Source organism: Agrobacterium sp. YIC 4121 (assembly GCF_002008205.1).
Lineage (GTDB): Bacteria > Pseudomonadota > Alphaproteobacteria > Rhizobiales > Rhizobiaceae > Agrobacterium > Agrobacterium leguminum.
In genome coordinates this window covers 51,815-72,952 of sequence record NZ_MRDI01000016.1, presented here as the reverse complement: position 1 = coordinate 72,952, position 21,138 = coordinate 51,815, and the positions used below count along the sequence as shown (strand labels likewise).

General features: G+C 57.7%; 25 protein-coding genes and 1 tRNA gene. 9 read left to right on the top strand and 17 right to left on the bottom strand.

The features are described 5' to 3' along the window. Window positions 1-36: 36 nt before the first annotated feature. Together BTE54_RS14940 and BTE54_RS14935 are read right to left on the bottom strand one after the other, a co-directional pair. A complete protein-coding gene (locus tag BTE54_RS14940; RefSeq protein ID WP_078052989.1) occupies window positions 37-1,530 on the bottom strand; it encodes a D-alanyl-D-alanine carboxypeptidase family protein in 1,494 nt (497 codons plus the stop codon). Window positions 1,531-1,668: 138 nt separating this feature from the next. Then, window positions 1,669-2,388 carry a hypothetical protein gene (locus BTE54_RS14935; RefSeq protein ID WP_078052988.1) on the bottom strand — a complete coding sequence of 240 codons (720 nt, stop codon included), beginning with the start codon at window positions 2,386-2,388 and terminating at the stop codon, window positions 1,669-1,671. Window positions 2,389-2,525: 137 nt separating this feature from the next. Between BTE54_RS14935 and BTE54_RS14930 the strand changes: the two genes are divergently transcribed. From BTE54_RS14930 to BTE54_RS14915, 4 genes are all read left to right on the top strand, one after another. Next, window positions 2,526-2,789, top strand: coding sequence for a hypothetical protein (locus BTE54_RS14930; RefSeq protein ID WP_035261275.1), 264 nt, complete (start codon window positions 2,526-2,528; stop codon window positions 2,787-2,789). A 15-nt stretch (window positions 2,790-2,804) separates the two neighbouring features. After that, window positions 2,805-3,032 carry a hypothetical protein gene (locus BTE54_RS14925; protein ID WP_035261278.1) on the top strand — a complete coding sequence of 76 codons (228 nt, stop codon included), beginning with the start codon at window positions 2,805-2,807 and terminating at the stop codon, window positions 3,030-3,032. Between the two features lie 342 nt (window positions 3,033-3,374). Continuing rightward, complete coding sequence (locus BTE54_RS14920) at window positions 3,375-3,527, top strand: hypothetical protein (RefSeq protein WP_162856850.1); 153 nt, start codon at window positions 3,375-3,377, stop codon at window positions 3,525-3,527. A gap of 88 nt (window positions 3,528-3,615) precedes the next feature. Then, a tRNA-Ser gene (locus BTE54_RS14915) sits at window positions 3,616-3,705 on the top strand. Window positions 3,706-3,841: 136 nt separating this feature from the next. Here BTE54_RS14915 and BTE54_RS14910 read toward each other — a convergent pair. From BTE54_RS14910 to BTE54_RS14840, 15 genes are all read right to left on the bottom strand, one after another. Next, on the bottom strand, window positions 3,842-4,270 hold the full coding sequence (locus BTE54_RS14910; RefSeq protein ID WP_143240723.1) for a hypothetical protein: 429 nt from the start codon (window positions 4,268-4,270) through the stop codon (window positions 3,842-3,844). Window positions 4,271-4,397: 127 nt separating this feature from the next. After that, entirely contained in the window at window positions 4,398-4,709 is a 312-nt protein-coding gene (locus BTE54_RS14905) for a hypothetical protein (protein ID WP_078052985.1), read from the bottom strand. Then, entirely contained in the window at window positions 4,706-5,050 is a 345-nt protein-coding gene (locus BTE54_RS14900) for a head-tail adaptor protein (RefSeq protein ID WP_078052984.1), read from the bottom strand. Before BTE54_RS14900 ends, BTE54_RS14905 begins: the two co-directional genes overlap by 4 nt. Beyond that, on the bottom strand, window positions 5,047-6,252 hold the full coding sequence (locus tag BTE54_RS14895) for a phage portal protein (RefSeq protein WP_078052983.1): 1,206 nt from the start codon (window positions 6,250-6,252) through the stop codon (window positions 5,047-5,049). Before BTE54_RS14895 ends, BTE54_RS14900 begins: the two co-directional genes overlap by 4 nt. Next, window positions 6,239-6,781, bottom strand: a complete 543-nt coding sequence (locus BTE54_RS14890) for an HK97 family phage prohead protease (protein ID WP_078052982.1) — start codon at window positions 6,779-6,781, stop codon at window positions 6,239-6,241. The genes BTE54_RS14895 and BTE54_RS14890 overlap by 14 nt, the downstream gene beginning before the upstream one ends. After that, on the bottom strand, window positions 6,778-7,056 hold the full coding sequence (locus tag BTE54_RS14885; protein WP_051674137.1) for a head-tail connector protein: 279 nt from the start codon (window positions 7,054-7,056) through the stop codon (window positions 6,778-6,780). The genes BTE54_RS14890 and BTE54_RS14885 overlap by 4 nt, the downstream gene beginning before the upstream one ends. Window position 7,057: 1 nt before the next feature. Then, entirely contained in the window at window positions 7,058-8,224 is a 1,167-nt protein-coding gene (locus tag BTE54_RS14880; RefSeq protein WP_078052980.1) for a phage major capsid protein, read from the bottom strand. Between the two features lie 280 nt (window positions 8,225-8,504). Further along, window positions 8,505-8,756 carry a hypothetical protein gene (locus BTE54_RS14875; RefSeq protein ID WP_078052979.1) on the bottom strand — a complete coding sequence of 84 codons (252 nt, stop codon included), beginning with the start codon at window positions 8,754-8,756 and terminating at the stop codon, window positions 8,505-8,507. Between the two features lie 14 nt (window positions 8,757-8,770). Next, on the bottom strand, window positions 8,771-10,435 hold the full coding sequence (locus BTE54_RS14870) for a terminase TerL endonuclease subunit (RefSeq protein ID WP_078052978.1): 1,665 nt from the start codon (window positions 10,433-10,435) through the stop codon (window positions 8,771-8,773). Between the two features lie 155 nt (window positions 10,436-10,590). Next, complete coding sequence (locus BTE54_RS24970) at window positions 10,591-10,920, bottom strand: hypothetical protein (protein WP_078052977.1); 330 nt, start codon at window positions 10,918-10,920, stop codon at window positions 10,591-10,593. 127 nt (window positions 10,921-11,047) lie between these two features. Continuing rightward, on the bottom strand, window positions 11,048-11,305 hold the full coding sequence (locus tag BTE54_RS14860; RefSeq protein WP_078052976.1) for a hypothetical protein: 258 nt from the start codon (window positions 11,303-11,305) through the stop codon (window positions 11,048-11,050). 186 nt (window positions 11,306-11,491) lie between these two features. Beyond that, complete coding sequence (locus tag BTE54_RS14855) at window positions 11,492-12,589, bottom strand: AAA family ATPase (RefSeq protein WP_078052975.1); 1,098 nt, start codon at window positions 12,587-12,589, stop codon at window positions 11,492-11,494. A 2-nt stretch (window positions 12,590-12,591) separates the two neighbouring features. Beyond that, window positions 12,592-12,795, bottom strand: coding sequence for an AlpA family phage regulatory protein (locus tag BTE54_RS14850; RefSeq protein WP_034495695.1), 204 nt, complete (start codon window positions 12,793-12,795; stop codon window positions 12,592-12,594). 272 nt (window positions 12,796-13,067) lie between these two features. Continuing rightward, complete coding sequence (locus tag BTE54_RS14845; RefSeq protein ID WP_078052974.1) at window positions 13,068-14,210, bottom strand: site-specific integrase; 1,143 nt, start codon at window positions 14,208-14,210, stop codon at window positions 13,068-13,070. Window positions 14,211-14,457: 247 nt separating this feature from the next. Further along, on the bottom strand, window positions 14,458-14,796 hold the full coding sequence (locus tag BTE54_RS14840; protein ID WP_003523701.1) for a hypothetical protein: 339 nt from the start codon (window positions 14,794-14,796) through the stop codon (window positions 14,458-14,460). A 318-nt stretch (window positions 14,797-15,114) separates the two neighbouring features. On the opposite strand from BTE54_RS14840, the gene BTE54_RS14835 reads away from it, so the two are divergent. The 5 genes from BTE54_RS14835 (at window position 15,115) to metG (ending at window position 21,135) form a co-directional block, all read left to right on the top strand. Then, window positions 15,115-16,203 carry a septal ring lytic transglycosylase RlpA family protein gene (locus tag BTE54_RS14835; protein ID WP_065655433.1) on the top strand — a complete coding sequence of 363 codons (1,089 nt, stop codon included), beginning with the start codon at window positions 15,115-15,117 and terminating at the stop codon, window positions 16,201-16,203. Between the two features lie 75 nt (window positions 16,204-16,278). Further along, a complete protein-coding gene (locus BTE54_RS14830) occupies window positions 16,279-17,451 on the top strand; it encodes a D-alanyl-D-alanine carboxypeptidase family protein (protein WP_078052973.1) in 1,173 nt (390 codons plus the stop codon). A gap of 137 nt (window positions 17,452-17,588) precedes the next feature. After that, window positions 17,589-18,263 (top strand): dTMP kinase, encoded by a 675-nt coding sequence (gene tmk / locus BTE54_RS14825; RefSeq protein WP_065655460.1) that lies wholly within the window; start codon window positions 17,589-17,591, stop codon window positions 18,261-18,263. Next, entirely contained in the window at window positions 18,256-19,281 is a 1,026-nt protein-coding gene (locus BTE54_RS14820) for a DNA polymerase III subunit delta' (RefSeq protein WP_078052972.1), read from the top strand. Before tmk ends, BTE54_RS14820 begins: the two co-directional genes overlap by 8 nt. Window positions 19,282-19,584: 303 nt before the next feature. Next, complete coding sequence (gene metG, locus BTE54_RS14815) at window positions 19,585-21,135, top strand: methionine--tRNA ligase (protein ID WP_078052971.1); 1,551 nt, start codon at window positions 19,585-19,587, stop codon at window positions 21,133-21,135. The last annotated feature ends 3 nt before the right edge of the window (window positions 21,136-21,138 follow it).

Here is a 21,138-nt window from a genome sequence, read left to right as displayed (position 1 = left end):
GTTTCGACTATGAACCACCGCCTGCGGAAACGTCTGTTACTGGAGTGACGCCCAGCAGCTGACGCCTTTCTTTTTCAATGCATTGCATGCATTCACCGCAGCGTTCTGGCCATCGAAGCCGCCGAAACGGGCGCGGTAGATCTGGGAGCCGTCCTTGCTGAAGGCGACCGTGAAGGGCTTTGCGGAGCGCAGTGCCGCGCCGCCCTTTTCCTGCGCGTTCTGCAACAGGCCGCGCGCGGAGTTCTCATCGGGAGATGCGCCGATCTGGATGACCCAGCCGCCCTGCGGAGCCTCGGCCCTGGCCGAGACCGAAGGGGCGGAGACAACAGGCGCCGTGGTAGACGCTGTGACGATATTGTCCACCTTGGTCGAATTGGTGATCAACTTGCGGTCCGGTGCAGCGGGCGCCTGATTGATTGGATCCTTGCCCTTCTGCCAGGTGGCAGCTTCCATGGCCTTGACGGCTGCATTGGAAGAGGAACCTGCGAAGGCGGTGACCGGGGCTTCTTCGTAACGGGTCTGCGGCACCGGACCGGAATTGGGTAGGCCGGCTGCGGTTGCTGCAACTGCCACGGAAGGAACAGCAGCGGCCACGGCGACGGGCTCTTCGACCGGCGCTGAGCGGGTCTGCGCGATCAGGTTGCTGTTGCCGCCACGCGATGCCTGCGGCAGGTAGGTTGCGACAAGCTTGCGCATGGTGGCGTCACGGGCAGCGCTGGAGCGGCCGCCGAGAACGACGGCGACGATGGAGCGGCCGTCGAGCTGCGCCGATGTGGCAAGGTTGCTGCCGGCTGCACGGGTATAACCGGTCTTGATGCCATCCACACCCTTCACGGTTCCGACGAGGCGGTTGTGGTTGCCGATAACCTGCTTGCCGAAGTTGAAGGTGCGGGTGGAGAAATAGCCGTAATATTGCGGGAAATGCTGGCGGAGCGCGACGCCGAGACGGGCCTGGTCGCGTGCCGTCGTCATCTGCGCCGTGTTGGGCAGGCCGTTGGCGTTGCGATAGGTCGTGCGGGTCATGCCAAGTGCGCGGGCCTTGGCGGTCATCATTCTGGCGAAACGGTCTTCCGAGCCGCCGAGATATTCGCCGAGCGCGGTTGCCATGTCATTTGCGGACCGGGTGACGAGTGCAAGGATAGCCTGTTCCACAGTGATGCTGCCGCCGGCGCGCACGCCGAGCTTGGATGGCGGCTCTTTCGCGGCGTTGGCTGACACCGGCACCTTGGAATCGAGCGAGATACGTCCGGTATTGAGCGCTTCGAATGTCAAATAAAGCGTCATCATCTTCGTCAGCGAAGCCGGATAACGCAGCCCGTCCGGATCCTCGCCATAGAGGACCTTGCCGGTCTTGGCATCGATGACGATGCCCGCATATTTCGGGTCGGCCTTTGCGGTCTGAACGGATGTTGCGGTTATGAACGCCGCAGCAAGGGTTAGCGCAATAAACCTTACGAAAGACGTCGCACCCGCTTTGCGCGAATGTGCCCCAGATAGACTTTTCAACACTGCTGAACTCTTCAATCGCATATTTCTGTTCCGCTCGGACACGCCCCGCCCGATGCTCCGGGAAGAAACTTTATCGGGATGGCGTTACCAAGTGGTTTATGAAAGGTATCTGCCTTCCATAAAATGCGACTTTTCGCACGCAATCTGTGCCGTGCTGTTTCACCGATTTCCGTCTTTTACGAGGCGGCGCTCGATATAGTTTTTCACATCCGCGTCCAGCTTTTGCCATTGCGGCAGCAGGGCGGAGGAGAAACGGTAGAACAGGCTGAGGTCCTGTCCGGCGTGAATATCCCTCTGGCAATCGCTGCCGGTGGCCGCCTGCGGCGTTTGCGGCAGCAGGCAGCGCACCACATAGGCGCTTTGGCCTTCGCGCTCGCCGGTCAATATGACTTCCTTGCCGTAACCGGAATCGGCGCGCAGGCGGTGCAGCAGCAGGCCGTGCTTCAGCGGTACGGGCTCTCCTTCCGTCAGCCGCGAATAGATCGGCCCGAAACGACCGGACATGTCCTCGGACATGGTGCTTTGCGAAAGCTGGATGAAAATCAGCCCCGCCGCCTGCGCCGGATCGTCGAAGACGGCGCGATTCGCTTCCTCGTAACCCTTAAGGTCAGGCCAGCTCAGATAAAGGTCGACGCGCTCGCGTTCTCCGCCGAGTCGCTCGGAAGGCGCCCGCAGGGTGTTTTTGGCAAGCTTCAGCCGGTCGTTGCCGATGACGATCTCAACCTCCTCGGTGGCCGTCGTATGGCCCGCCTGGAGAATCCGCTCGCCATACCATTTGATGCCGACGTTGAGGAGGCCGAGAAAGACGAGAAGAATTCCGGCGATGAGAGCGGCCCGGAACATGAGTGACGATGAAAGCAGGGGTTTCTGGTCGTTCATGGACTTCCATATTCATTCCGGCCGCCGGATGGGTTTCCGGCCGGGAAATAGCCGCGCAAAGCTTTAACCCGGGGCGATCGGCATTGAAATGATGTTTTGCCGCTGCTACCTGATAACCACCAAGCAAAGGACGGCATATGGCAGCGCGCGACAGATATTCCCGGAAGCTCGAATGTTCCAGATGTGGTCATCAGGGTTTTGCCGAAGCGTCGGAATCGGATGACAAGAGCCGCCGGGACGTCGATTTTCGCATCGATGAAATGCCGCGTGGATTTCGCGCGGAGCGCGCGTCGGGCGATCCGACGGATTTCATGATCCGCTGCGCCCAGTGCGGCAATATATTCCGTTTCCTGCAGAAAACCGCCTATGCGCCCGGAGGCGAGCCGCGCGTGAAGGCCTGAAGGGAAGGTGCCAGCATGACTTTACCGCAACAACCGAACGGAGCGCCGCAAAGGCGCAAGCCGATCTGGCCGTGGATCGTGCTTCTGGTGCTGACGCTCTCAGCCATTTACTCCTATAATCGCGCCAACGAAATCATCGCCGAATTGTCCGACACCTTGCCGCCGGCGCTGCTGAACCTGTTCGAAGATATTCTCAGGGGTGACGGCCGGCATGGCAATGGCGGGCCGAGCATCGGCGTCTGAGGCGAGGGCGGTATGGAGAGCGGCTGGCCTTTTTGGGCCGCGCTTCGTCGTCTGGGCCATAAAAGAAAAAAGCCCCGCAAAGAGGCGGGGCAGGTTGATCGCTCGGGGAAAGTTGGGCAATGCCCGGGAGCGATGGGTTGATATAAGTGACAATAGTGCTGACGCGATAGGCCATTTCTGTCCCAAACAGTACGCCTATGCATAAATTTCGCTCAATCAGCAGATTTTTAAACGATGAGTTCGAAAAATCTGTAAGACAACTTGACAGACTTACGCTTTATTCTTCGCATTGCCTCGAATTGCACATATTCGCCTTTAACATAACGTGACATGAGCAGACGCATGGATAAATCGGGAATCCTTTTCGTGGCGCTTTTGTTGGTGCTTGTCGCAATCGTTTTGAGCCTGACGCTATTCGATACGGCTCAGCAGGTGCCCTCGATACCTTCAGGCGACGGATCCCTGCTGCCGCCGGCAACGACGCCGGGGCAATGATCTGCCAACCGCAAGAGAAGGGCGACACGGCTCGCCGCGGGCGGGATTGACGGCCTTTTTCAAACCGCTATAAAGCCTCACCACCGATGGATGGGTGTCCGAGTGGTTTAAGGAACCGGTCTTGAAAACCGGCGTGCGTGAGAGCGTACCGTGGGTTCGAATCCCACCCCATCTGCCATTTATCAATAAAATCAATGACTTGCGGCGGTTTTTTGCCGGTTGCCATAACTTGCAAATTTTAATGGTTAGCTTTTTTTGGATGGGCTTCGATAGGACGTATTGTCACCGATTCGGCGTTACGCTTCACGCTGACTTCAAACGCTAAGCAGAGGTGTAACGGATAGCATTTTAAATCCGGCTATTCCAAAAGAGAGAATGGAAAAGAATGTCGCCGTTATCGCCAACCGCGCGCACCATTGGGCCTTTTTAACTTCAAGCGAATCGCTGTTGACCACCATTTGCAGATATGACGAGGCAGCATACGTGAAATTTAGCCACGTTAATCCGCCTCCCACTAAAGCAAAAATCGCTCCCATGAACAGAAACAGGCCAGACGCCTCAAAAAGCTTGGGGGCATGTTCTCCTGCTTGTGAAATTGCAATTAGTCCGCCACCATTGACAGCCAGTAGAGATGCCAGCATCCATTTGCCGTAATCTGCCTGCGTTGAGATACAGTGCTTCATTTGATCCAAAGCAATCTGCTTATAAATCTCTGTATCGTCACTGCTATTAGATTTCGTCACGATATGTCCTTCTTTACATGATGCCTGTGAACGTATCTTGCAAAAGCATGCTTATACAACAGCGATTCGCGGGATAACTTTATCACTGCAACAAAAATAGCCCCACGGAATACCCGTAGGGCTTTAGTTAGGCTGCCTTATACAGCTCCTTCAGTTCTTCCAAGTCTTCAGCAAGCATGGCGCTATAGGCCGTTGCCGCCGCTTCCGCCAACGCTTTGGCGAAGGGTGAGTTTCGCACCCATTGGAGCGTTGACTGCCCCTCTTTGGGTTTGACGTGCGCCACGGCGAAACCATGTTCGTGGTCATGGGTCAAGACCACATCGCGGATCGTCATCTGCATATCCGGCAGGAAGAACTGGACTTTTGCCAGCTTGCGGAAACCCGTTTCCCGGTCATAGCCCTTACTGATAGGCTCAATGCTGATAGTCTTTACCTTCACGGCTTTCCCTCCTCTGCTCGAAATGAAATGAAATCCCCTTTCTCTGAAGGCGTCATTAGCTTGATGTTGTATCTGCGGTTATCGCGGGTATCGCGCATGAACCATGTTGTGTTGACGCCCTTTGACTTCGGCTGCATTCGGATCGTGACTTCCACCGTCCTTTTGCCGCTCACCACGCCGTTAAGGTAAATCTCGTCACCATTTAGGACGCGGAACCGGCCTGCCGTGGTAAACCGCAAGGCGGGTGGACCGGCTCCCGGTGTAATTGTGCCGAAACCGTCATTTCCGTCTGTTGGCTGCCAGAAGGCGAAGGAACGGCGAAGATCGCCGCCCCCGGTCATCGCTGCACCTCCGATGCCTGGGCGTTTTGTGCCACGCCTAGCGCCGCCATGTTCAAGGGCTGCATATAGGTGTCGCCGCCCGGAACCTTGCTCATGTTCTCGAATGCGCGAATGTCATCCACCGACAGGAAGCCAGCTTCACGGCCAATCTTGTAAGCCGCGTAGCGGGTAGCCAGATCACCACGAAGCAAGCCGGACAGGTCATGCTCAATGTAGTGCGTCTTTCGCGCTTCAGGCGAAAGCAGCGTTGTGTTGTAGACGCTTTCGATACGCTTGGCCCAAGGCGCAAGGACTCGGGTCACAAGGGCGCGACTTTCCTCGCCAATGTTGCTGTAGGTCGCATCGTCGGTAATGCCCACGGCAGACGGCGGAACGCCATAGACGCGGCAGATATCCAGATTTGACAGCTTGCGGCTTTCGAGAAATTCGGAGTCTCGGCTGTTGAACTGGAAAGTTTCGAACTTAGCGCCGCCATCCAGCACCATGACTTCGTTCGCCTTGAGTTGCCCGACAAATCGATCCTTGAATTTCTTGATCGCCTCGTCTTTACCAGCGCCGCCGAGCTTTTCAGGAAACACTAGAGCGCCAGCCGGTCGAAATGCATTTTCAGCCGCTGTGCCTGCCGTGTCCTGTTGAGCTAAGGCAAGACCGAAGGTCGCACTTGCGATCTGGATAGGCGACAGACCTAGAACGCCGTCTTTCGTCCGATAGCGCACATGCAAGATTTCGTCTTGCGTATAGGTTTCCGTTCCACCGTTCGCCAAAGCGACCTTGTAGCGAAGGCGTCCGGTTGAAAGTCGTTCCACCGTGACCGAAGGCGACGGAATTGGATGCAGCGCGGTAATTTGGCTGCGGCCATTGCGTTCAATCCGGGCGTAAGCATTGCCGTACATCAGCGCCGAAACATTCATCCATTCCCGGCCCTCAAATGCGGTCAGGAGGGGAGAGAACGTATCTTTCAGCACTGGGTATAGCGCATGATCAGAAGCCGCCTCCCGGCCACCGTCATCCGTTCTACGGTAGACCTTCAGCGGCACGGCTGCCAGTTGTTCCGCGATTAGCTGGATACACCGATGGGCGACGGCATGGCCGCTGGCCTTCTCGATATCTGCACGGGCCTGCCAACGCGCGCCAAGGAATTCGCCTAGGAACGGATCGCTTGAAGAGACAGCGCGCGTTTCCTTTGTCCTAAACGGCCACATATGCACCTCCTTCCAATTCCAAGATTCGAATGCGGCGCTCCGCGTCGGTCATTGGCTTGCGTGACCGGACGGCAAGAGACGTGCCGGAATATGCCGGAAAGGCCTGCACAACGCTGATTTCGCGGAGGTCAATAGCCTTCAGGGTCCGCTTTTCGCCGTGCCATTCGTCGCCGCCTTCCGGGACGTTGAAACCGAACGACATGCCGCCGATATCATGGCGGGCAGCAAGCGAAGCGATATCGCGGCCCAACTGTGTGTCCGGCAAATCTAGTTCGAAACGGAGCCCTTTCTGATCCTCTTCGAGGATCAGGCTGCCCGATGCACTACGGCCCAACACCTTGCCGGGGTCATGATCGACAAGCGCCAGAATGTCCGGGTTCGAACGAAGCGAAGCACCAAACGCGCCAACCTGAATCACTTCGCTAAAATCGCCAATGCGGGTTTCGAGGCCAAACGTTGCCACGTAGCCCGTCAGTTTCTTTCCTACGGCCTTAACGTCGGTCGCCGCACGCTTTTCAAAGTTGCTCAAAACGATACCTCCCTGAATGGCTGCACAAGGGCGTCAACGCCGAATGCGATTGCTTGTGGTGGTTTCTCCGCTGCGGCCTCGCGAAAGGCAAACCAATGCCCGACTAGCAAAAGCGCCGCATGTTTGACGGGGGGTGAGGCCAGCTTGTCGGTAGGTACGCCGATTTCTGAAATGTAGCCTTCCGCCGCGTTGATGAGTGTCGAGACGTAGGCATCGTCCTCCGGGTAATCTACCCGGAGGTGAGCCTTTGCCTCTGCGAGAGAGACAGACGCCATATTAGGCGACGGCCTTCCATGCGAACGCTTCGGGATGACGGATAGCCACGTCAGCATCAAGGAACGCATGCAGGCGCAGACCGCCCTTAGAAGCGTCGGTGTAGGGGTTGGCGAGAATGTCAACGCCGCTCCAGTAGCCCACAAGGAGATTTGCGAACGCGCCGAAGATAAGCGGGTTTTCGCCGCCAATGGTCGGAACCTGATTCGTGGCAACAACGCGCTCATTGTGGAACGTGTCAGCCGTGGAAATCGGGCGCTGCTGGCCGTCCTTAAGCTTGCGGGCAACGCCCATCAGCGCCGGATTGGTCAAGAAACCCGTGGTGCCGGTCACGTCGTCAATCTGGAGCGCCGCGATAAGGTCAGCTGCAATGTCCGTCAGGTCCGTCGCAGTGGTCGCGTTTTCCGTGATTTGCGTCAGGATGCCAACGGGCTGCTTTGCGGCGGCGATGCCGTTGATAGCAGCGGAGTCGAGAGCCTGCGCAAGAACGAAAGCCAAGTCCTGCCGAAGCACGTTTTCGAGCGCAACGCCGTTCTGCAAGGTCAAGCGACGGGACATGTACATTTCGCCGGAAACCGTCTTCGGAGACAGCGAAACCTTGTCGAAAGTGGCATCGCTCGCCGTGGTGGCTTCGTCTTCGTTCACCCAGTAAGCCTGCGGGCCAGAGGTGAGGCGCGGCAGATCGAGATTCCCAGTCAGACCGGAAATGACCGTTGCGCCGAGAGACTGCACAGCCAGAACCGGGCGAAGGCGATCAATAAGGCCGCCTAGGTTCGTCGCAACAGTGTTGCCAGCGGTGCCGGTCGTGAGCATGGCGCGGTTTTCGTCACCGAAGATGAGAGACGTAGGGACCATCACGCCGCGCACTTCGCGACCCTTGGACAGTTCGTCATGGACTTCGCGTTCAACACCGGTCAGGCTATCGCCATTGCCTTCGCGGATGGCCTTGGAAACGGAGTAGGAACGCAGTTCGCGGGCCATGCTGTTATCAGCCGGTGCGGCCTCATGGCGCTCGAATTCTGCGATGGTTGCTGCATTCTTGATCTGGCCATCGAGGGCGCGAATTTCGCCTTCGATTGCTGTAAACTTCGCGTTGTCCGGGTTCTCGCCAAGGGCCTTCAGTTCTGCGAGCTTGGATGCACGGGTTTCGCGAAGATGGAACAGATTCATATAGTCTCCTTTTCTAGTAAGCGCGCAAAGAGCCACGCCGATACGGAATTGCTCGGTTGGGTAGGCGCAACGATGTCGTGGTTGTTTTACTGCCTTCGGCAGTGCTGCCCGCCCCTCAGTCGGGACAGGCTCGCCGGTTCAAGTCTCGTGCTTGCGTCCGGTGATTGTGTTTATACTCCGTTTTGCTTTCGCATCAACAGTAAATCGCAAAAGGCAAGTAAGTATATTTTCGCAGCGTTTGCTTGACAAAACAGCGAGTTAGAATTTTTGCGAAGCGATACTATTTGTCGATTAACTTTGCGCTGTGAAAAAACATGCTGGCCGTATTCACCAGCAGTTCTTCGCTAAAATCGTCGTCTCCAAAAATCTCTTTATCTTCTGCCGTGCTGAGTGGCGTCCTGAGTTTGACCAAAGTGCCGTCCACCGCAATGCAATCGAAATACTGGCGAGTTTCGTACGTGGACGATTTTCCCTCGTAATTATCGCCAGTCTCCAAAAACGTTATCTCGTACGTTTTCCCAACCTCAAACATGTCGTTTCTCTCTCCTAAGCATCTTCCATAAGACACGCTGGAAGCGAATTATCTTCCTCATGTCGCGCAGCAGTCTGCAATGCCATCGCAAGCGCCACAAGCCCGTCAATGCGTCCTGAGGCTTTCGACTTATCGAGCTTTCGAGCGCCGGATGGGTCTTTCGTGACGACAGCGTTCGCCGCACACATCCGAAGCAACGGGTTTCCCGCATGATTGACCTTCTGTTGCGCGACCGCGACTTCCAACATGTCAACGGCTGGAGACATGTCTTTGTATCCTTGCCCGAACGGCGTTAGTGGCAGATCAATCGAAGCCTTTGCCAGTTCGCGACGCAAGTCCTCAATGCGCCAGCGGTCGAATGCAATCTCCTTGATATCGAACCGGCCCGCCTCGTCAGCGATGTATTCCGCAACGGCCTGCGGATCGATGACCTTTCCCGGCAACAGCGTTAGCCTCGCATCCGCCTGCCGCGCCCAAACGTTGTACGGCACGCGGTCATTCTCCGATTTGCCGTCAATATCGAACTGAGGCAGGAAGAACCGAGGCAGGACAGTGAAGCGGCCATCGTCTTCAGGGAAAACCAGCACGAACGCCGTCAAGTCTCGCGCCGCTGACAGGTCAAGAGCGCCATAGCATTCCCGGCCTTCAAGCGCGGCTTCGTCAATAGGCTCTAGATCGCAGTCGTTCCACTCGCGCGCCGCGATGAAGCGTACCGTGCCGTCAATTCTCTGGTTGAGAATCTTGTTGCGGAAGTCCGCTTCCTTCGACGGGATTCGCTGGGCCTGTGCCGCCATGCGCTCGACTTGTTCCAAAGCAAGGAAATCGCCTAGCGCCGGGTTAGCCTTGATCCACGTCTCGTAGGACCATGCATCTTCATCAGGATCAGTCGTGAACAACGCCAGATGGAAACTTTCGTCCTCAACTTCGCCGGTCTTCACCTTCAGGCCGTAATCGATCATTTCCGAGAAGAAATGCGTGTCGTCTTTCGCCTGTGTGGAAATGACCACAACAAGCGGTTCATCACGTGCGCCAAGGGCCGAATCCATCGCGTCGAACAGATCGCGCTTCACCCAATAACCGGCTTCGTCAGCGAGGAAGAATGAGGGCGACAAACCGAGTTTGGAATCGGCGTCTGCGCTCACAGCCTTCAGAACGGAGCCTTCACCGGGATAACCGGCCTCGACTTCAATCTCTTTGCTGAATTTGATGATGTTGACACGCTCTGAAAGTTCGACATGGGCCTCCAGCATGGCTTTGCATTCGGCCCACGCTTTACCAGCCTGAATCTTATCCATCGCGCCGAAATACAATTCGCCGCGCTGTTCGGCTTCCGGTCCAACAAGATGGCAAAGGGCGAGGGCGGCACTCAGGCCGGTTTTCCCGTTCTTACGCCCCATCGACAGAACGGCGGTTCGCACCGGGCGGCGTCCGAATTCGTCAGTTGCGTAAATCGGTGCTAGAAATTCGTCTATCTGCCAGTCACGCAACTGCATGTTCTGGCCCGCAAGTTTGCCCTGCGTAATCTTCATGTCGTTAACGAATGCGACAACGGCTTCAAGCCGGGTGAGGCCTTCGACCTCCCAAGGAAGCACCTTGCGGTGCTTCGGCTGCCCGCCACTCATGATATCCCCGGTCTTGCCGGATGCTTTCGGCTTCGCGCCGGGTCCACGACGGCCCATACTCCATCTCCTTTCACATCATTTTCTTTGATCCTTTTCATTGATCGATCAAAATATTTGAAACTAAGTCTTCGCGAATGCCCCACGCCGTTCCCCGGCACGTTGACTCCCGTCTTTCGAGGCCCCCTACCTTTGGAACCGGGCAGGGAGGCCCGTCAGGCGTCGTTCCAGCCTTCCGGGTCAATCGGGTTGCCATCCACGTCAAAGCCAGCCCACGCCCTGCGAAAGCCGCTGCTCTTGCCCGTCTTTGCTGTGCGTCTGTCCTTGGCGTTGGTCTTGCGATTGTGACAGGATGCGCACATGCTGCTCAGGCCGGACAGGGGAGGGAACGCGTCACCTCCCGCATTGATAGCCTTGTCATGGTCTACGACTTCAGCAATCTCGATGACGCCACGCGCACGGCACGGCTCACAGACTGGGCATTCCATCAGCTTGGCTATGCGCAGCCGTTGCCATTGAGCCGTGTTATACGGCCATCTGCTCATGAGGGGCGGGCAGCCGAGGCCAAGGGCCGAGCCTTAACAACCTGCGGCTTGACCGGGATAGGCTGTTTCCGCACCGGATCGATACGGCTCAGACGTGCAAACACCTGCCGGTTTTGGTGCATCAGTTTCATTGCACTGCCACCCATTCACCGTGTCCAACAGCTTTAGCCAGACCATGGCGCTTCAGGCGCAGCAGCACCTCGTTGACCTCGTGACGCCCGTAACCCGTGAGCCGCGACAAGATCATGGGTGCTGCCGGTATTGACCGCTTCCGCAGGAGGGCAAGAACCTTTTCGTCTGGCTTTGGCAAACCACTCCATGCGACCGGCTTGCCTACGAGCGCGTTGATGACCTGCATATTTTCGGTGTGTGTCCTTTCGTTCATTCGTTTCTCCTTTCGTCTATATGATAGGTACAAACGGTAGTTTCGGTAGTTTGCACAAACCGAAATACCCTTACTACCGATACTATTTAATGTGATGCTAGAAGGACTTAGCTAGACTGTCCTCATATTAGCAATTGCGAACTACCGTAACTACCGTTCCTACCGAATGGTATGGTAGTTTCGTTGTCATGAGCTTTTCGGCTCTAGGCCGCGAAGAACCCATTTGCCGCGCCCGATCCTCGTAACCTTCCGGCTGGCACTCAACCGTTTCAGGCTCTTCGAAACGTCAAGCGGCTTTTCTTGGATGACTGCCGCCAGTTCGCTAGGGCCAATCGGATTGCCATTCATGAATCCAAGCTGCTGCAATATCTTGCCGGTCACGTCGCCGTAGCCTTGGCGGTCGCTTTCGTCGCTTTCGGTGTCGATCTCCCAAACACAAGCATCGGCGTCGAACCGCACCCTGAAGTCAAACTCCTGAAAGTCGCGCCCACGGCCATAAAGCCCCAAATCGCCGTCTTCATTCGGCACAAGCAAAATCGTGCCATCTGCCGCACCTGAAATGCCGCCCGTGCCGCTCACACGGTCGAAAGGATCGACCGCGCTGGCGCTGCCCTTGTTCGTATGGTGGACGATGACGATGCAAACCCGGTACTTGTTCGCTAGTTTCGTCAAAGGCCGCACATCGCCATAATCGCGTTCATACGGATCAACCTTGCCCTTGCGCGGCTCTCGAAACATTTTGAGAACGTCCACGATTACCAAGGATGCATCGGGGTGAGCTATCAGCCATTCCTCTAACTCCTTCAGGCCGCCCTTTTCCGCCGTGGGTATCTGGATTTGGAAATCCAGAGCATCCGTGAATGATTCCGCACCTTCGATTTCCTGCTTTCCCAAGCGGTCCTGAAGGCGAATGAATCCGTCTTCCAGCGCCAGATACAGAACGTCACCTTGTTCGGTTCGATGCCCCATGAACGGGATTCCGGCTTCCACGCAACGGGCCAATTGTAGCGACAGCCAAGATTTCCCTTGCTTCGGAGGACCGACAAGAAGAAGACAACCGGCAGGGAACAAGCCCTCCACAATCTGGCGCGGCCTCTCAAATCGCCGCCGCATCAACTGCTTTGCTGTCAGTCTGACTTCTTCAGGCTCGTCTTCCGGTTCCGATTCCGGCTTTGGCTTTGATTTTCGCGCTGGCGCGCTAAATGCGGCCCGCCTTCTACCAATCTTCTCGAAATTGAACTTCCCGCCCCAACCGGGGGACTCGTCTTCTGCATGCGGTTCCATCTTTAATGCGTGGTGCGCGATGCAATGCGTTCATCAAGCCAAGCCGTCACTTCGGAACGAACGTAAGCGATGCGGCGCGCCGATAGTTGGACCGGCTTCGGGAAATGGCCGGTCGCGCTTAAAATACCAAGCTGCATCGCGGAAAATGTGGTTTCGGCGGCAGCCTCCTTTGGCGACATGAGGCGCGGTGGAGATTTTTCGGACATGGATGCTCCTTTGCTGTTTCGTAAGACATTCCTTTCGTCAGCGATGACAGGGCGGGCAGCTGCAAGCCCGTGAGGGCGCGCAGAAATCCAGCCGGTCAAGCCGTGACAAGGTTCAAATTGTTAGGATTTGTTAGGGTCGGCGCATAATGCAGGCAACGTTCTCGACGTGCAGGGCTTCCGCGCTTCAGGTAACAATCAGTCTCCTATACGCAAGATTATTGCGCGTCAACTCCCTTTTTGCACATTTTACGAAAAGGGGCCTCATCGCGCTATTAATCAAGATAAGCACTCCAATCGTCCATCAACTTGCGCCGTTTCGCCAAAGCATCGGAGCGACGATAAGCGGCCTCCGTCTTATCTTTGAGCGTGTGAGCAAGCGCTGTCTCAATGACTTCGCGTGGATGATGTGTCTCGTCACCGGCCCAGTCTCGGAACGAGGATCGCAAGCCGTGTAATGTCTCCGTTCCGCCCGTAGCTGCGCGCAACGCCTTAACCAACGCCGTGTCTGATATTGCCTTGCCTTCGCTCTCACCTTCGAAAACAAGCGCGCCTGTGGCCATTTCCTGCCGCTCTTTGAGGATTTCCAAGGCACGGGCCGATAGCGGGACTCTGTGCTCCTTGCCTGCCTTCATCCGTTCCGCTGGAATGATCCAAAGCGCGTTCTCAAGATCGATTTCAGACCAAACCGCGCCCCGCGCTTCGCCAGAGCGGGCCGCAGTCAGGCAAGCGAATTCCGCCGCAACAGAGGACACACCTTTAGCCGCCCTCAGCTTCTTGATCACAGCGGGCAACACTTTGTAGTCGATTGCCTCATGATGGCCGCGATACAGTTTCTGGCGGGCAGGGAGCAATTCCTTCAAGCCCCCGCGCCAGTCGGCAGGATTATCGCCGGTATAAAGGCCGCGCGCCTTGGCATGGTCGATGACGGCTGCAATGCGCATGCGGGTGCGGTCGGCGGTTTCGGGCTTCTCTGTCCAGATAGGTTTGAGCGTCTCTACAACGTCATCGCGGGTAATGTCGGCAACAGCTTTTTTGTGCAGCGGTGCGGCGTACTTGTCGAGCGTCATGCGCCATGCAGCTTTGTGGCCCTTGCTCTTGGACTCGGTCATCTTCTTTTGGATCACGTCTTCCATGATCGCGGCGAAGGTCGGTCGCACCGCAAGTTCCTCACCCCGCGCCAGACGCTGCCGGATACCTTCGGCTTTCTCTCTGGCTAGATCAAGAGAAACGGGCGCAGTCCCTTGGCCGTAACCGCCAAGCCCTATCTCGGTACGCTTGCCGTCTCGCTTATAGATGAAGAACCATTGCTTCGAGCCGCCCGCCCGGACACGTAAATAAAGACCGTCACCGTCGCTATAGATGCCAGCGGTGGAAAGCTTCTTGATCTTCGTTTCCGTGAGCTTGTTGCGTGCCATCGTGATTTCCCGTTGCCATAACTTAGGCATGGAAAATACGCAAAATACGACGATTTACAAGGCTAATGAATACGTAATTTCAATGTGTTACGAGGATCGGCGGACACCCCATCTGCCATAAAGCGCAAAAATCATTCAAACACGCTGCGACGAGGGATGCCTCGATCGCGTTAATCAGCTTTGGAATGGCTCGAATTCAGCGCAAATGAGAAACCCGCCTTGCGGCGGGTTCCCAGTGTTCATCCAATCAGATTTCCGGGCAGCCCCGTTCGTTGGCGAAGGTGATGCGATCCGGTCCCCGGCGCGTGAAGCCTTCGACGACGACACGACCAGGTGTGACGCGCACGACCTCTGGATCGCGCAGGCCTGCTTCACGGGCGGCAGCGCGGGCTTCGCGTTCGCTGCAGCCACGCATGCGGGGCGGGCCGCGGCGGTCTACGTCCCGGTCACGATCGCGGATGACGGGGCGAACGCCGTCGGGGCCGATTCTGAGTTCCATGTCCTGCGCACCTGCGGGGATCGGCGCGGCGAAGGATACCAGGGCGATGCCCATCGCAAGAGCTGTGGTTTTCATAAGCTTGATCATGTTTCCTCCCTCAGCCGAAACCGGCGGAAAGCTCGTTTGTTTGCGGGGAGAGAACGCGGTTGCCGTCCGTTTGTTCCTTGCAGACGCGGTGAGCGGGAGATGTTGAGGCGGGCAAATTCGGCCCGATGGGTGGGCTCAAAAGATAGAAATCATTAACCACGTTCGTTACAATTTTATCGAATTTGCAGAAGTCGTTCGCATTTTCGCCACGTTATGCACAAGATTAAGCGACTGTTAGGTGCTTCGATGGCAGGGGCAAATAATCGAGGCAAGTGAGGGTGCGGTTCTCCGAGCCAATAGCAGCGTGGGGCAGACGATTTGAATTCTACGGTCAAGAAACTCGGCATCAACGCCAGGTCGGGCGTGAAGTGGCTTGCAATTTCCGTGCTTTGCGCCGCAACCGCATCGTGTTCCACGACATCCGAGACCAAGCCCAAGCCCAAGCGCAGCAAGGAATATTTTTCCGAATCCGAATATGGCGTCAAAGCCAGTCCGCGTGTGGCCGATGGCAAGGCCATTCCCAAGGGCGGCGGGCGAGAGTTGATCGGCAATGCCTATACAGTCAAGGGCCGCCGTTATTTCCCGAAGGAAGAGCCGGGTTACAACAAGACCGGTCTTGCTTCCTGGTACGGTTCTGCCTTCCATGGTCGCCTGACCGCCAATGGCGAAGTCTACGACAAAGAACATCTTTCTGCCGCACATCCGACATTTCCCCTGCCGAGCTACGCGCGCATCACCAACATGGAAAATGGCGCTTCGGTTCTGGTGCGCGTCAACGATCGCGGACCGTTCCACGAAGGCCGCCTGATCGACGTTTCCAGCAAGACGGCCGATCTTCTCGACATGAAGGCCACCGGCACGGCCAATGTGCGGGTGCAATATGCCGGCCGCGCACCGCTTGATGGTCACGACATGCCTTATCTGATGGCATCCTATATCCCGAAGGGTTCGCGCTCGCCGGGTGTGGCACCCGAAGGGCAGATCGCGACGGGCGTGATGGTGGCTTCGGCCTCGCCGAATTTCGTTCCGGCGCCCGCGTCCAACCCGAATTATGCCGGCTCCACACAGACGGCGCTCGTCGGTTCCAAGAAGAATGCGGCGCTTCAGGCCATGCCGCTGGTCAACGGCCCGGCACCGGCTTTCGAGCAGTTCGCGATACTGCCGGAAATCGGCCCTATCCTGGCGGAGCGCCCGGAAGGCAATTTCATGCGTGAGCCGGCGGCGCCTGGCGGCAATTATCTGCGTGTGCCGACGCCTTCCTCCAAATTTGCTGCGGCCTATTCCGAAGAATCGGCTACGGTCTCCAGGACCGCGAGCGCCTTCGACAGCGTGCTCGTCGACCGTGGCGCGCTCAACGAGCAATCGATACTCGCCCATGTGAAGCGTCAGCAGGCGAAGTCCCGCTGACGGGTTGAAGGATACGGCCGGCCTCTCGCCTTTATCGCGGGCAGCCGGTTACGGCAGGCAGGACTGGGCGGTTTCATGCGCAAGGCCATTCATCGCTCCTATCGTTCGGTCGCCGTAGCGGCAGCGTTTGCGTTTTTCAGTGCAGGCACGGTGCAATCGCAGACCGGCCCCTTCATCGCGAAGGCTGAACAGGCTTACATGATCGATGCCGAAACCGGCACGGTGCTTCTTTCGCAAAACGAGAATCAGCCCTTTCCGCCCGCGTCGCTTGCAAAGCTGATGACGGTTGAGGTGGTGCTGGATGCGCTGTCAAAGGGGCAGGTCACGTCAGAGACGGCTTACCCGGTCTCCGAATATGCCTGGCGCACGGGCGGCGCGCCCTCGCGCACCTCGACCATGTTCGCGGCGCTGAAATCCTCCGTCAGCATCAACGATCTTTTGACCGGCATCATTGTGCAGAACGCCAATGACGGCTGCATCGTCGTTGCCGAAGGCATGGCGGGTTCGGATGCCGCTTTCGCCAAGCGCATGACGGCGCGGGCGGGCGAACTGGGCATGAGCAGCAGCGCCTTCACCAATTCGACCGGGCTTCCCGACCCCGGCAACCGGACGACCGCGCGGGACATGGTGCGTCTCGCGCAGCATCTGCGCGATACCTATCCCGAGCGTTACGGGCTTTTCACCAAACCGGATTTCGAATGGAACCGGATTTTCCAGCGCAACAAGAATACGCTGCTGATGCCCGGCAGCGGTATCGACGGTCTCGGTCTCGGTTTTGCGGAAGGCAGCGGTTTTGCCGCTGTCGTTTCGGCGGAGCGGGAAGGCCGCCGGGTCTATCTGGCGCTTGCCGGCATCGTGGACGACAAGACGCGGCAGGAAGAGGCCCGCCGGGTGGTGGACTGGGGCCTGACCGCCTTTGAAAAACGCCATCTCTTCAGCAAGGACGAAGCGGTTGGGTCCGTCAGCGTTTATGGCGGCGATGTTTCGCATATCGATCTTTCGCCGAAGGAAGATGTCAGCGTGCTTGTACCGGTCAATAATCCGGATCGTATTTCCGGCCGCATCGTCTATCGCTGGCCCCTGAATGCGCCGCTGGACGTCGGGGCAAATGCCGGAACGCTTAAGATTTTTTCGGGCGAGCGCCTGTTGCGGGAAGTACCGCTTTATACGAAGGCGGCAGTCGGCAAGGGGTCGCTCACCCAGAATGCGACAGGTGCGCTTAAGGAACTGCTGCTGTTCTGGCTCTGAAAGCCTGTTGCACGGGCGGCCCTGTTCCTATGCTTTTGTTCAGCCACCGGATTTTCTGAAAAGCGCTTCACACTTTTCCGTTCGATGCTGTAAACAGGCATTTCAACATTGACGTGAATTCCTCGCAGGACGTGACATTGGCCGAAAAGACCGGATTGTTCATCAGCTTCGAAGGCGGCGAAGGCGCCGGCAAGTCGACGCAGATTCGCACGCTTGCCGAGGCGCTTCGCGGCCGTGGTTTCGAGGTGGTCGTGACGCGTGAGCCGGGCGGCTCGCCGGGCGCGGAGGCCGTTCGGCATGTTCTTCTCTCGGGTGCAGCCGAATCCTTTGGTGTGCGCATGGAAGCGATCCTGTTTGCGGCGGCACGCAACGACCATGTCGAGGAGGTCATTCGCCCGGCGCTTGCGCGCGGTGAGATCGTGCTCTGCGACCGGTTCCTCGATTCGTCCCGCGTCTATCAGGGCACGACCGGCAATCTGGAGCCGGATTTCATAGAGACGTTGCAACGCATCGCGATTGACGGTGTCGTGCCGGAACTGACGTTGATTTTCGATATTGCCGCCGAAAAGGGGCTCGCCCGCGCCAGAAAGCGCGCGGATGAAGGCGCTGCGCCGGACCGGTTCGAAAAAGAGGAAATCGAGACCCACGAGAAGCGGCGTGAGGCCTATCTCGACATCGCGCTCGCCGAGCCGCGTCGTTGCCGGATCGTCAACGCCGATCAGCCGGAAGAAAAAGTGGCGGAGGATGTCATGTCCTTTGTCGAACCCTTGCTCGAACAGTTGAAAACAGCAGCGGGCGCAGCGCATGAGTGAGGTCCAGGGCGTCCTCGACGGTGCGATTGCGCCGCAGCAGAACACGAAGCTTTTCGGGCATGAGGAAGCGGAAGCCTTCCTCGCGCAGTCTTATCGTTCTGGCAAGGGTCACCATGCCATTCTGATCGAAGGGCCGGAGGGGATTGGCAAGGCGACGCTTGCCTTCCGTTTCGCCAATCACGTGCTCAACCATCCCGATCCCTCGCTGGCGCCGGATTTTCTCACCGATCCCGATCCGCAATCTCTCGTCAGCCGGCAGATCACGGCCGGGGCCTCGCATAATCTGCTGCATCTGACCCGTCCGGTGGATGAAAAGACCGGCCGTGTGAAATCCGCCATCACCGTGGACGAGGTGCGGCGGGCAGGGCACTTCTTTTCGCAGACCTCCGGCACCGGCAACTGGCGTATCGTCATCATCGATCCCGCCGACGATCTCAATCGCAGCGCCGCGAATGCGATCCTCAAAATACTGGAGGAGCCGCCGAAACGGGCGATGTTCCTCGTTCTCTCCCATGCGCCGGGAAAATTGCTGCCGACCATCCGTTCGCGCTGCATGCCGTTGAGGCTCCTGCCGCTTTCCGATGCGGCCATGGTGCAGTCCCTCGATCATCTCGGCATCAGCCCGGAAGGCGAAAAACGCGACGCCCTGCTCGCCGCCTCCAAGGGCAGCGTGGCGCAGGCGTTGAAGCTGATGAATTACGGCGGCTCCGACATTGTCGAGGCCTTTGCGCAGGTCATGGCTTCCGAAGGGCCCGGCGTGCGCAAGCAGATGCACAAGCTTGCCGAGGTTCTGGCACAGAAGGACGGCGACATCGTTCTCGGCTTCTTCATGGAGCATGTGACGGAAGAGCTCATGAAGCGCGCACGGGCGGCGGCGATGGCGGGCGATATAGCGGCGGCGGAAAAACATGCACGGCTTTCCTCGGCGCTCTCGGAGCGCATCACCGTGGCGCAGGCCTATAATCTCGATAAGAAGCAGATGGTGCTTTCCATTCTGGAAGATATTCGCGGCGTGTGAAGGCAAGGGATCGTACGGAATGTACGATTCGACGGTGGATGAATTCTCCTCCGTCATGCCGGACTGGATCCGGCATCCAGCCACGGCGCGTCCGTGCCGTGAAGAGAGTCTTTTGCGATCAAGGACTTGATCGCCCTGGACCCCGGATCCAGTCCGGGGTGACGGAATGCGGAGCCAAGCGCTCGCCAAATCCGCTTTGTCTGCAAGCGGTCGTACAAAACTTACGCTCTGCCTTTCGCTGCTGCGAACAATGGTTTAAGAGCGGTCTATCCAAAAAACAGCCTGTAAAGTCGATAGACCGTCATGACAGACAAGACACCATTCTACATCACCACCGCGATCTCCTATCCTAACGGCAAGCCGCATATCGGCCATGCCTATGAGTTGATTGCGACGGACGCCATGGCACGCTTTCAGCGCCTGGATGGAATGGATGTGTTCTTCCTGACCGGCACCGACGAACATGGCCAGAAGATGCAGCAGACGGCGCGGGCGGAGGGTATTTCGCCGGAAGAACTGGCTGCGCGCAATTCCGACCAGTTCCGCGTAATGGGCAAGTTGCTCAACGCCTCGAACGACGATTTCATCCGCACCACGGAAGAGCGTCACCACGAGACCTCGCGCAATATCTGGAACCTGATGGCCGACAGCGGCGACATCTACAAGGACAGCTATGCCGGCTGGTATTCCGTGCGCGACGAGGCCTATTACGCCGAGGACGAGACGGAAGTGCGCGCTGACGGCGTTCGTTATGGGCCGCAGGGCACGCCGGTCGAGTGGGTGGAGGAGGAAAGCTACTTCTTCAAGCTCTCCGAATATGAGGACAAGCTGCTCAAGCTCTACGAGGAGAACCCGGAGTTCATCGGCCCGGCAGAACGTCGCAACGAAATCATCTCCTTCGTCAAATCCGGCCTCAAGGACCTGTCGATTTCCCGCACCACCTTCGACTGGGGCATCAAGGTTCCGAACGATCCGAAACACGTCATGTATGTCTGGGTCGATGCGCTGACCAACTACATAACCGCGACTGGTTACATCGAGGATAAAAACGGCCCGCGCGCCAAATATTGGCCGGCCGACGTGCATATCATCGGCAAGGACATCATCCGCTTCCACGCGGTCTATTGGCCGGCTTTCCTGATGAGCGCGAAGCTGCCGTTGCCCAAGCGGGTCTATGCGCATGGCTTCCTGCTCAACAAGGGCGAGAAGATGTCGAAGTCGCTCGGCAACGTCGTCGATCCGGCCAATCTGGTGAACCATTTCGGTCTCGATCAGGTCCGTTATTTCTTCCTGCGCGAAGTCTCCTTCGGCCAGGACGGCAGCTATAGCGAAGAGGGCATCGCCAACCGCATCAATGCCGATCTTGCCAACGGTATCGGCAATCTCGCCAGCCGTTCGCTGTCGATGATCGTCAAGAATTGCGACGGTCAGATCCCGACGCCCGGTGAGTTCACCGAAGAAGACAAGGCGATGTTGGCTTCCGCCGATGGGCTGCTTGAGATTTGCCGCGAGGAAATGGGCAAGCAGCTCATCCACCGCGCGCTTGCGGCCATCATCGCCGTCGTCTCGGAGACCGACCGCTATTTTGCCTCTCAGGAGCCGTGGGCGCTGAAGAAGACCGATCCCGAGCGCATGGGCACCGTGCTTTACGTTACGGCGGAAGTGGTGCGCCAGATCGGCATTCTCCTGCAGCCTTTCATGCCGAAATCCTGCGAGAAGCTGCTGGATCTCGTTGCGGCACCTGCCGACAAACGTGATTTTGCAGCACTCGGCGAAGCGGGTCGTCTGGTTCCGGGCACGCCGTTGGAAGCACCGAAGCCGGTCTTCCCGCGTTACGTCGCACCGGAAGCGTGAAGG

Excerpts from the sequence above, each read along its gene's own strand:
- BTE54_RS14940 (WP_078052989.1), bottom strand. The coding sequence starts at position 1,530 with ATGCGATTGAAGAGTTCAGCAGTGTTGAAAAGTCTATCTGGGGCACAT.
- BTE54_RS14935 (WP_078052988.1), bottom strand. The coding sequence starts at position 2,388 with ATGAACGACCAGAAACCCCTGCTTTCATCGTCACTCATGTTCCGGGCC.
- BTE54_RS14930 (WP_035261275.1), top strand. The coding sequence starts at position 2,526 with ATGGCAGCGCGCGACAGATATTCCCGGAAGCTCGAATGTTCCAGATGT.
- BTE54_RS14925 (WP_035261278.1), top strand. The coding sequence starts at position 2,805 with ATGACTTTACCGCAACAACCGAACGGAGCGCCGCAAAGGCGCAAGCCG.
- BTE54_RS14920 (WP_162856850.1), top strand. The coding sequence starts at position 3,375 with ATGGATAAATCGGGAATCCTTTTCGTGGCGCTTTTGTTGGTGCTTGTC.
- BTE54_RS14900 (WP_078052984.1), bottom strand. The coding sequence starts at position 5,050 with ATGACCGGGGGCGGCGATCTTCGCCGTTCCTTCGCCTTCTGGCAGCCA.
- BTE54_RS14895 (WP_078052983.1), bottom strand. The coding sequence starts at position 6,252 with ATGTGGCCGTTTAGGACAAAGGAAACGCGCGCTGTCTCTTCAAGCGAT.
- BTE54_RS14885 (WP_051674137.1), bottom strand. The coding sequence starts at position 7,056 with ATGGCGTCTGTCTCTCTCGCAGAGGCAAAGGCTCACCTCCGGGTAGAT.
- BTE54_RS14880 (WP_078052980.1), bottom strand. The coding sequence starts at position 8,224 with ATGAATCTGTTCCATCTTCGCGAAACCCGTGCATCCAAGCTCGCAGAA.
- BTE54_RS14875 (WP_078052979.1), bottom strand. The coding sequence starts at position 8,756 with ATGTTTGAGGTTGGGAAAACGTACGAGATAACGTTTTTGGAGACTGGC.
- BTE54_RS14870 (WP_078052978.1), bottom strand. The coding sequence starts at position 10,435 with ATGGGCCGTCGTGGACCCGGCGCGAAGCCGAAAGCATCCGGCAAGACC.
- BTE54_RS24970 (WP_078052977.1), bottom strand. The coding sequence starts at position 10,920 with ATGAGCAGATGGCCGTATAACACGGCTCAATGGCAACGGCTGCGCATA.
- BTE54_RS14860 (WP_078052976.1), bottom strand. The coding sequence starts at position 11,305 with ATGAACGAAAGGACACACACCGAAAATATGCAGGTCATCAACGCGCTC.
- BTE54_RS14855 (WP_078052975.1), bottom strand. The coding sequence starts at position 12,589 with ATGGAACCGCATGCAGAAGACGAGTCCCCCGGTTGGGGCGGGAAGTTC.
- BTE54_RS14850 (WP_034495695.1), bottom strand. The coding sequence starts at position 12,795 with ATGTCCGAAAAATCTCCACCGCGCCTCATGTCGCCAAAGGAGGCTGCC.
- BTE54_RS14845 (WP_078052974.1), bottom strand. The coding sequence starts at position 14,210 with ATGGCACGCAACAAGCTCACGGAAACGAAGATCAAGAAGCTTTCCACC.
- BTE54_RS14840 (WP_003523701.1), bottom strand. The coding sequence starts at position 14,796 with ATGATCAAGCTTATGAAAACCACAGCTCTTGCGATGGGCATCGCCCTG.
- BTE54_RS14830 (WP_078052973.1), top strand. The coding sequence starts at position 16,279 with ATGCGCAAGGCCATTCATCGCTCCTATCGTTCGGTCGCCGTAGCGGCA.
- BTE54_RS14820 (WP_078052972.1), top strand. The coding sequence starts at position 18,256 with ATGAGTGAGGTCCAGGGCGTCCTCGACGGTGCGATTGCGCCGCAGCAG.
- metG (WP_078052971.1), top strand. The coding sequence starts at position 19,585 with ATGACAGACAAGACACCATTCTACATCACCACCGCGATCTCCTATCCT.